The following is a 10187-nucleotide window of genomic DNA, read 5'->3' on the forward strand; positions in this document are numbered from 1 at the left end:
TCAGTATTCAGTATTCAGTATTCAGTATTCAGTATTCAGTATTCAGTATTCAGTATTCAGTATTCAGTATTCAGTATTCAGTATTCAGTATTCAGTATTCAGTATTCAGTATTCAGTATTCAGTATTCAGTATTCAGTATTCAGTATTCAGTATTCAGTATTCAGTATTCAGTATTCAGTATTCAGTATTTTAAGAAAAAATTCTGATAAAGAAAATCCTTTTTATTTAACGATAAATATTTAATGCCAAGTCCAAAAGGCGGTGAGTATGAGTAATAGCCCTAGAATGCTTCGAAAAGATGCTTTTGTTAGCCATTGATTAAATTGTTGAGAAAAGAAGGTAATTCCTAACATCGCAGGTAATGTTCCTAAACCAAAAGTGAGCATGACAGCAGCAGCAAATAGAGGATTGGCGGTACTAATCGCAACGCCTAGCGCGGAATAGATAAGTCCGCAGGGGAGTAGCCCCCATAATATGCCGAGCAAGAAAGCGTCTGAACCTGTACGAACGGGTAAAAAAGCTCGTGTCATACGAGCAATCGGTTGCCATAAATATCGTCCGTATTTTTCTAACCATCGTAAAGGTGTGGTATGAAAAAATTGTCTGATACCAATAAAGGCAATCAGGATAGCCGTTAAGCGGCGAAGCCATATTCCCCAACTGGGCAAGCTGGGGTGAATACCCAATAAAGGAAAAATACTACCAAGAATGAGTCCTAATAAGGTATAAGACAGCAAACGACCACTTTGATATAAAAGGGTATGAGAGGTTCTTTGCGTTCCAATACCTAGACTGCTTCCTATTCCGCCACACATCCCAACACAATGTGCGCTGCCTGCAAGTCCGGTAAAAAAGGCACTGCTTAATAGTGGAAGAAGCATAATGATTAGATGACTTGTGAGAATCGACGTTTACCTTCTGCTTTTAAATAAGTATCAAATATCATGGCAATATTTCGGATAAGTAATCTACCCGGTGCTTCTACCTGCATTTTATTTCCAGAAAGCGTGAGTAAACCATCATCTGCTAAAATCTGTAAGTCTTTCCATTCTTGGGCAAACATAGTTTCTGCATCAATCTGATATTGTTGACTAATGCGGGAAAGGTCTAAGTGTAAATTGCACATAATATCGGTGATGATATCTCTGCGGATGATATCTTCTTGGGTAAGCGCTACGCCGCGTGCAATGGGTAAACCGCCTTCTTCAATAGCACGATAGTATTTGTCGCGGGCTTTGTGGTGTTGGCTATAGCTATTGTCAATTTGAGAAATGGCACTAATTCCAAAACCCAATAAATCACAATTAGAAAAAGTTGAATAGCCTTGGAAGTTACGATAAAGCGTTCCATTTTTTTGATGATGTATTAAGCTGTCATCAGGTTTCGCAAAATGATCTAAACCAATAAAGACATATCCCGCATCCGTTAATTGCGTAATGGTATTTTCTAAAATCTGAAGTTTTTCTGCTGGAGAAGGCAAATCTTCAGCATTAATTTGTTTTTGTGCACCAAAGAGGTCTGGCATGTGTGCATAATTAAAAACGGCTAGTCGATCGGGCGCTAAGCCAATCATGGCTTCAACGGTTTTGGCAAAGCTATCTGCTGTTTGTAAAGGTAAGCCATAAATTAAATCCACTGAAATGGATTGATACCCTAGTTTACGCGCGCTTTCCATAATAGCGGCAACGCTTTCATAAGGTTGTACGCGATTAACGGCTTTTTGAACAGCTGGGTCAAAATCTTGAACCCCAAAGCTTACGCGGTTAAAACCTAATGTTCTCAAATGTGCAAGATAATCTTCATTAACGGTTCGCGGATCAATTTCAATCGAAAACTCGCCTTCTGCATCATCTGCAAAGCGAAAATATTTATGTAAGACATCAAAAAGGGCGCTTTGCTCTTCTTTGCTAATAAAAGTTGGGGTTCCACCGCCAAAATGTAATTGGATAACACGTCTTTCATTGTCAATGTACTCAGCTTGTCGAGCGATATCTTTTTCTAAATAATCTAGATAGTCAGCGGCTTGTTTATGATTTCGAGTGATAATTTTATTACAACCACAGAAATAGCAGACATGTTCACAGAAAGGGATATGTAGATAAAGCGATAAATCTCTTTGGCTAGTATTACTGCTTTTTAGGCGGGCGATGTGGTCATTAGCGGTAAAAGTATCGCTGAATTGAACAGCGGTAGGATAAGAAGTATAGCGCGGACCGCTCATGCGGTATTTTTCAATTAGCGCTGCGTCAAAATATGCAGTCATAAAGCCTCATGTTGTTCGATTTGGTATTTTAACAAATGTGCACACGGATAATCGAAATGGATAACTAGATTTTTCTAAAATAAAATAATATTTTATCGATAAATAAAAAGATAGTAACGCTTTAATAGAGAGTAGGTTCTTATTTTTCTGATAATGGTGCTTTAGCTTGTGATTGTTGGGCGATTTGATAAGTTTTTAACTGTTCTATTAAAGCTTGAACATCTGTATTTTCATCACGACAGCGATCGAATAATAAGTCTAAAATTAGTGGATCTTGATATTCTAATAACGTTTCAAACGCAATTTGACGCGCACGGTCAACGTGAGGATATTCATTGATAAGATAATTTTCCATTAAAATATCAAGCTCTTTCATTCCACGGCGACAAAGCCATTTTAATTTTGGATTCATCGAAATCCTCCTTATAAAAAGATTATTGTACTCCGCTGATTAAGATAAAGCAGGTTCAAGTACAGTCGTTATCTCAAATTGAATTGCAGTTGTTAATAAAAAACATGTAGTTGCGTTAATGAATCTCTCGCCCTTCTGGCTTAAAAAAATTCGCAAGAGATGATGTTATGAATGATTATTCGGTAGCTGAGAAATATTAGGCTTGATATAGCGAGACCAATGTAAGGTTGCACCAATAACAGCGACAGGCATCGCAATTAAATTTAAGACAGGGATACTGAGCATGACGGTTGCTAAGCCTCCAAATCCAAACATTTCGATTGGCTGACCGCGTAAAATTTGGCGTTGTCTAGAAAAGAAAATACCATTGTTTGCCATGGGATAATCCATATATTGTAAGTAGGCAACCCAAGCAGAGTAGATAAACCATAAAATAGGAACGATTAAATTCACTACAGGGATAAAACCTAGTAGAAAAATCGGAATGGCTCGACTTAAAAAGAATAGCGTTTTCTTAATTTCTTGCCAAATACTTAACCCAATTTCTTGTGCGAAATTTAGTCCACTTTCAGGGGCTTGTCCAGTTTCTAATTGCTCTACGGCATCTGCTAAAAATCCATTAAACGGTGCAGCAATAATATTAGCGAGTAAAGAAAAGGTATAGAAAACGATAATAACTAAAGTTAGGGCAATCAGCGGCCAAGCAATCCATCGAAAGTAATGCAACCATGAATTTTCAGGTAAAAAACGATTCATGAGTAAGTCAAAGTAGTGTAATAGTCCCCATGTTGCTCCGCCGAATACCACTACATTAATGAGTAGTGGTATCCAAACAAATAGCCTTAATTTCGGACGGTTTAGCCAAGAGAAGGCTTCAAATAAACAATTTAAAGCTTTCATTTTGCAATAGGTGCTAAAGATTGACTAAAGAGCTGAATTAAGGTTTTTAAGTCTTTTTCTCGAGGATAGTTTGGACGAGTAGCGACAGCTAAGCGCCTATGAGGACCTTTCGCGTCTAAAGGAATGGCTTTTAAGTTAGGTAAATGTTTCATTTGTGGGAGCGCCATTTCTGGAATAAGTGTAACCCCCATATTATTAGCTGTTAGCTGAATTAGGGTATTTAAGCTGGCATCTTTAAACATATCTTTTCCCATCTCATATTGTAGTTTACAAACTTCCATGACATGATCGCGTAGGCAGTGCCCTTCCCCTAATAATAATAAATGCGCATTTTTTAAATCATTAGAGGTAATTAGCTTTTTATTGGCTAATTTGTCGTCTTTATGGACAAGAACATAAAAATTTTCCTGTCCAAACTCAAATACGTTTAATCCAGGCGTTTCAAAAGGCAGGGCAAGTACCGCTGCATCAATACGTCCAGTTTGAACTGCATTTAATAAGCGCTCGGAAGTATCTTCACTGACATTCATTTCAAAGTCAGGATATTTTTCGCGAATGATAGGAAGGGCTAGAGGTAAAAGAAAGGGCGCAATGGTAGGAATGAAACCAATGCTCATTGCAAAACCTAAATCATTTTGCCCAGCATGAGCACGCTCGACTAGCTGTTGTGCATCTAAATAGACTTTTTGTGCACGCTCTAATAGTTCGGCACCAATTGGGGTAATAACGACTTGTTTATTATTGCGTTCAAAAATGGCAACGCCTAAATTTTTTTCTAGCTCAGCAATTCCTAACGATAAAGCAGATTGTGAAATATTACATTCTTCTGCAGCACGTTTAAAATGTCGATGCCGCGCAACGGCAAGCGCAAATTGAATCTGACGTAAAGTAATCATGTGATATCCTGTAAAATAAATTAAAGTGCTAGTATATATTTTATATTACTTGACGAAAAATTAAAGATTTTGAACTTTGGAGTTGTCAATCATACTGCTATAATACGCTCAGTTTCTTCAATCAAAAAAGTAGAGGTACTTTTATGCCAATCATCAATCGTTCAATTCCTGAATTTTCAGTTCAAGCTTTCCATAATGGTGAATTTAAAACCATTACTAGCGAAGATGTAAAAGGTAAATGGGCTATTTTTATCTTCTATCCAGCAGATTTTACTTTTGTCTGCCCAACTGAATTAGAAGATATGGCTAAATATTACGATGAGTTCAAAAAGCTAGATGCTGAAGTTTATTCAGTTTCTTGTGATACTCACTTCACACATAAAGCTTGGCATGATACTTCTGAAGCTATCGGTAAAATCAACTATCCAATGCTTGGTGATCCAACTGGTGTTTTAGCTCGTGGCTTTGATGTCATGATCGAAGAAGAAGGCGTTGCATACCGTGGTACTTTCTTAGTAAACCCCGAAGGGGTCATTAAAGTAGCTGAAATTCATGACAATGGTATCGGTCGTAGTGCTAAAGATATGGTTCGTAAATTAAAAGCTGCGCGCTATGTTGCAGAACATGATGGCGAAGTTTGTCCAGCAGCTTGGGAAGAAGGTCAAGAAACGTTGAAACCAAGCTTAGATTTAGTTGGTAAAATCTAAATTATTTATTTAAGTTGGCGGCAGCTTTTGTCGCCACTTTCGCGCCGGTTCACCGGCTTTTTTAAGGCATTAACGATAGGAATTTTCAATGCTAGATCAAAATATGTTAGAGGCAGTCAAACAATACACAGCAAACCTCAGCAAATCCATTACCTTCGTGCTGCAAACGGGTGAACATAATAAGCGCGTGGAATTAAAAGAATTTTTATCTGATTTAAGCGCTGTTTCAGATAAGCTATCTTTAGAGGAAAGAGATTTTGAAGGCGCGCGTAGCCCAGTCAGTTTTACACTAGAAGCCGATAAACAGCCAACAGATATTATTTTTTCTGGTATTCCCGGTGGACATGAGTTTTCTTCTCTCATCTTAGCAATCTTACAAGCAGGCGGAACTGCACTAAAATTAGATAGCGGTATTCAAACACTTATTCGTAATATTCAGCAACCATTAAAATTTGAAACCTTTGTCTCGCTTTCTTGCCATAATTGTCCAGATGTCGTGCAGGCGCTTAATCAATTTGCGTTACTTAATAAGAATATTCAAAGCGAAATGATTGATGGCGGACTTTTCCAAGAAGAAATTGAAGCACGCAATATTCAAGGTGTTCCTTCTGTCTATCTCAATGGCGAAAGCTTTGCTAACGGTAAAATTGATACCGCAAAACTCATTGAAAAATTAATCGAAAAATATCCTGAAATTGTTAATAGTAATCACGCTGAACAATTGCCTGTGCAAGATGTGACCGTTATTGGCGGTGGGCCAGCAGGTGCTTCTGCGGCGATTTATGCGGCACGTAAAGGCTTAAAAGTCACTTTAATTGCCGATAGAATTGGTGGGCAAGTTAAAGATACCATGGGTATTGAAAACCTGATTGGAACAAAAGAAACAACAGGCCCAGTTTTAGCTGCTCAGTTGCAAGAGCATATTGCTGCTTATGAGATTACAGTTAAAGAAAACTTAACGGTTAAGAACGTTGAAAAAGGCGAAAAAACGCATAAAGTTACTTTAAAAACGGGTGAAGTTATTGAAACGCGTACGCTAATTATTGCTAGTGGTGCAAAATGGCGTGAACTAGGTGTGCCTGGAGAAAAAGAAAATTTAGGAAAAGGCGTTGCTTATTGCCCACACTGTGATGGACCTTTCTTTAAAGGTAAGCATGTTGCTGTCATTGGTGGCGGGAATTCTGGTATTGAAGCAGCACTAGATTTAGCGGGTATTGTTAAACATGTGAGTGTATTTGAATTTGCCGAAACTTTAAAAGCGGATAAAGTATTGGTCGAAGCAGCTGAGAAAAAAGAGAATATTGATATTTATACGAATGTTGCAACGCAGTCTATCCAAGCAGAAAGCGGTAAAGTCAATGCTATTCGCTATCAAAATAGAGCAGACGGTTCAGAGCATCAATTAGATTTAGAAGGAGTATTTGTTCAAATTGGTTTAGTTCCAAATACAACATTTGTTAAAGATGTGGTTGAATGTACTCGCTTTGGTGAAATTGTGATTAATGCTAAAGGTGAAACCAATATTGCAGGTATTTTCGCTGCGGGAGATTGTACGACCGTTCCTTATAAGCAAATTGTTATTGCCATGGGAGAAGGTGCAAAAGCCGCTTTATCAGCTTTTGATTATCTCATCCGCCAAAATTAATTCTTAAATAAAATCATTATTAGGCAATGTAAATCCCCGTTAAGCGGGGATTTTTTATAAAAAAGGAGACCTTTGCAAAAAATATAAAATAGAGAAATTTCAATTTTTTAAATTTTGAAAATATATTAAAATCATAGTGTTATTTTTCTACTAGTAGCACAAATTAGTATAAAACGGAATTTTGCAAAGGTTTTAAAAAGATGAATGCCATTCATGCAATGATTAGACTTTTTCTCAAACAGAGTATTATCTAAAAGCTAATATTGGCAAAAGGGAAATTTGCTATTATATACACTCTTTAATCCCCTTATTTGATAGGAAAATTTTATGCAAAAAATGCTTTTAGCAACAGCAGTTACTATTCTTACCCATTCAGCAATAGCGGATGATAACGCCATTAAAAATGCGCTTTCTCCTTTTAATGTGACGAATATGGAAATTAGCGATTCGCCGATTGCTGGATTAAAGCAAGTGGTTAGTGATCAGGGGATTTTTTATGCAACAGAAGACGGAAAGTATTTCTTACAAGGTACTTTGGTTGAGATAACCGATAAAGGACCTGTGGACTTAACCAATCGTCCTTTGATGAAAAAGCTAGAATCAATGGTGCCACAAATGATTGTTTATCCTGCCAAAGATCAAAAACATGTTGTTAATGTCTTTACAGATATTACTTGCCCTTATTGCATGCGTTTACATAAAGATATGCAAGGATATAACGATAGAGGAATTACCATTCGCTATCTCGCTTTCCCAAGAGCGGGTGGAAATTCAAAAGTCGCTGGTCAAATGGAAGCCATTTGGAAAAGTGATGACCCAAAAGCAGCTTTTGATGCAGCAGAGAAGGGTAAAATCCCAAGCGCGATGTCGCCAGATGTCGTTCAAAAACAATATAATTTAGGACTACAATTTAATGTGACTGGTACACCAGCGTTGATTTTAGAAGATGGAACAATGTTACCTGGGTATCATAAACCTGATGAATTAATTAAGATTTTAGATAAGTAATATTCGCTTATTTCTTATTTTTAAAAGCCATGATGTTTAAATCATGGCTTTTTTATTGCCTGATTTTTTTGAAGAATATAAAAAGAATGATGTAGATGTTTTTTATCAAATTTCATCACAAAATAATGTGAATATCTTAAAAATTATCCATATAATATAAAAAATTGACTAATAAGTAAGGAAAACACTTTTACCGCTAAAAGATGGGTTAATTTAACAAAGGAGGAAATATGACCAATACGCCAGATAATACCCAGCAGCTCACAACGCTTATGCCACGAGGCAATCTAAAGGGCTTGCTTATCATGTTGATTGCTGCTGGATTGGCTTTTGGGCTTGAAGCTGTATTGCCTTTTGATGCCAATGCTAATAAGGGATTAGCCATTTTATTGTTTGTAGCCATATTATGGTTTACAGAAGCGGTCCATATTACGGTTACAGCTTTAATGGTTCCAATTTTAGCGGCGCTTTGTGCCATTCCAAAAATGGAAACAAAAGCAGCATTAAGTAGCTTTGCTGATCCCATTATTTTCATCTTTTTTGGTGGATTTGCATTAGCAACTGCCTTGCATATGCAAAAATTAGATAAAAAAATTGCGATGTGGCTCATTTCTCTTTCCAAAGGAAATATGTTACTAGCGGTGTTACTCATCTTTTTAGTAACCGCTTTTTTATCAATGTGGATTAGTAATACCGCGACAGCAGCAATGATGCTGCCATTAGCGCTTGGAATGATGGACCATTTAGATAAAGAGAAAGATCGGCATACTTTCGCATTTGTTTTACTAGGAATTGCTTATTCTGCCAGTATTGGTGGCTTGGGAACATTGGTCGGTTCGCCACCGAATATGATTGCAGCCAAAGCATTATCACTTGATTTTCCTGGTTGGATGAAACTGGGTGTTCCAATGATGTTGATTATTCTGCCATTGATGGTCTTCTCTCTTTATGTGGTATTAAAACCGAATTTGAAACAAGGTTCAGCCGATTTACATAAAAATCAGCATATTCCATGGACACCTATCCGAATAATAACCATGATATTGTTTGTTTGCACCGCGTTAGCGTGGATTTTCAGCAGTAAGATTGCCGAGTATTATCCTATTGCCAAATTAGATACGATTATTGCGTTGATTGCGGCAGTTTTAGTCGTTGTACTGGGTTTAGCCACTTGGAAAGATGTTGCAGATAATACGGATTGGGGGGTGTTATTGCTCTTTGGTGGCGGGATTGCCTTAAGTAATTTATTAAAACTCTCTGGTGCTTCAGCCGTTTTAGGGGAACAAATGGCATCTGCATTTGTATTAGCGCATCCATTTCTTGTTGTTTTAGGCGTTACTGCTTTTATTGTTATTTTGACAGAATTTACCAGTAACACTGCATCTGCTGCTTTATTGGTTCCTATCTTTGCCAGTATTGCAACACAAATGGGATTGCCAAAAGAGGTCCTTGTAATGGTTATTGGCATTGGAGCATCTTGTGCTTTTATGCTACCTGTAGCAACTCCGCCAAATGCAATCGTCTTCGGAACAGGCTTGATTAAGCAACGCGATATGATGCGAGTAGGAATGCTCTTAAATGCCCTATGTATTGTTATTATCGCAGCATGGGCATATTTCTTTTTAATGTAATATTTAATATATTGGTAGTGGTTTGCAAAGTATGCTGAGTAATTTCTGTAAAAAAAAAATATCAATTTAGTATATTGAAATTTAATATTTTATTTTGTTGAAATTATTAAGTCATAGTCCAGCATACTTTGCAAACCACTACCAATATATTTTTTCTAAACCGCTTTTATCAACGCTCCATGCGCGGGTGCAATCCGCACGAAGCACATCGTGTAGCAACACCGTTAGAGTTGTTTTTTAAATTTAATTTGAGACCTTAAGAAAAACATAAAATAGAGAAAGTTCAATTTTTTAAATTTTGAAAACATATTAAAATTATGGCGTTAATTTTTCTACTAGTAGCAAAACTTAGTATAAAACGGAATTTTGCAAAGGTCTCAGACCATCCATACCGACGTAACCACTGACTTCTAAAGCCATTCTCGTCAAGATAAACAATAGAAGTTCCTTCTTTTTGATACTTATAGTAAAAGACTACTAGAATAGTTATAGTGCAATCATCTAAAACCCAACCCAATCCAAAGCAGATAAAAGCATAAAGTATCAATACAATCCATCCGCCATTCTTTGCGTATTTGCTTAATCCAAGCCCACATCTTTTCAATAGGATTTAAGTCTGGACTATAAGGGAGTAACCAAACTATCTCATGCCCATGCTCTTCAATGATTGCTTGAATATCACTGCGTTTATGAAAAGCGGCATTGTCCATGACAATTACACTGT

At 37.0% G+C, this 10187-nt stretch carries 10 protein-coding genes; 4 read left to right on the forward strand and 6 right to left on the reverse strand.

What is annotated here, in order from left to right; genetic code table 11:
- Positions 1-240 precede the first annotated feature (240 nt).
- The 5 genes from A5N85_RS09210 to A5N85_RS09230 form a co-directional block, all read right to left on the reverse strand.
- Entirely contained in the window at positions 241-882 is a 642-nt protein-coding gene (locus A5N85_RS09210) for a sulfite exporter TauE/SafE family protein (RefSeq protein ID WP_072576963.1), read from the reverse strand.
- Between the two features lie 5 nt (positions 883-887).
- Complete coding sequence (gene hemN, locus A5N85_RS09215) at positions 888-2264, reverse strand: oxygen-independent coproporphyrinogen III oxidase (RefSeq protein WP_072576964.1); 1377 nt, start codon at positions 2262-2264, stop codon at positions 888-890.
- 139 nt (positions 2265-2403) lie between these two features.
- Entirely contained in the window at positions 2404-2676 is a 273-nt protein-coding gene (locus tag A5N85_RS09220) for an FAD assembly factor SdhE (protein WP_072576965.1), read from the reverse strand.
- Positions 2677-2841: 165 nt separating this feature from the next.
- Positions 2842-3576, reverse strand: coding sequence for a sulfate transporter CysZ (cysZ, locus tag A5N85_RS09225; RefSeq protein ID WP_072576966.1), 735 nt, complete (start codon positions 3574-3576; stop codon positions 2842-2844).
- Positions 3573-4472 (reverse strand): hydrogen peroxide-inducible genes activator, encoded by a 900-nt coding sequence (locus A5N85_RS09230; RefSeq protein ID WP_072576967.1) that lies wholly within the window; start codon positions 4470-4472, stop codon positions 3573-3575. Before A5N85_RS09230 ends, cysZ begins: the two co-directional genes overlap by 4 nt.
- 143 nt (positions 4473-4615) lie before the next feature.
- On the opposite strand from A5N85_RS09230, the gene ahpC reads away from it, so the two are divergent.
- The 4 genes from ahpC to A5N85_RS09250 all read left to right on the forward strand — a co-directional run bounded on the left by ahpC (position 4616) and on the right by A5N85_RS09250 (position 9463).
- Positions 4616-5179: an alkyl hydroperoxide reductase subunit C gene (gene ahpC / locus A5N85_RS09235; RefSeq protein ID WP_072576968.1), complete on the forward strand. Its 564-nt coding sequence runs from the start codon at positions 4616-4618 to the stop codon at positions 5177-5179.
- An 88-nt stretch (positions 5180-5267) separates the two neighbouring features.
- On the forward strand, positions 5268-6824 hold the full coding sequence (ahpF, locus tag A5N85_RS09240) for an alkyl hydroperoxide reductase subunit F (protein WP_072576969.1): 1557 nt from the start codon (positions 5268-5270) through the stop codon (positions 6822-6824).
- A gap of 327 nt (positions 6825-7151) precedes the next feature.
- On the forward strand, positions 7152-7832 hold the full coding sequence (gene dsbC / locus A5N85_RS09245) for a bifunctional protein-disulfide isomerase/oxidoreductase DsbC (RefSeq protein WP_072576970.1): 681 nt from the start codon (positions 7152-7154) through the stop codon (positions 7830-7832).
- Between the two features lie 230 nt (positions 7833-8062).
- Positions 8063-9463, forward strand: a complete 1401-nt coding sequence (locus A5N85_RS09250; protein WP_072576971.1) for an SLC13 family permease — start codon at positions 8063-8065, stop codon at positions 9461-9463.
- 497 nt (positions 9464-9960) lie between these two features.
- Here A5N85_RS09250 and A5N85_RS09255 read toward each other — a convergent pair.
- Positions 9961-10187 (reverse strand): transposase (locus A5N85_RS09255; protein WP_249023948.1); only part of this gene is annotated, 227 nt, incomplete at its 5' end.

It is taken from the genome of Suttonella ornithocola, from assembly GCF_001889065.1.
Taxonomy (GTDB): domain Bacteria; phylum Pseudomonadota; class Gammaproteobacteria; order Cardiobacteriales; family Cardiobacteriaceae; genus Suttonella_A; species Suttonella_A ornithocola.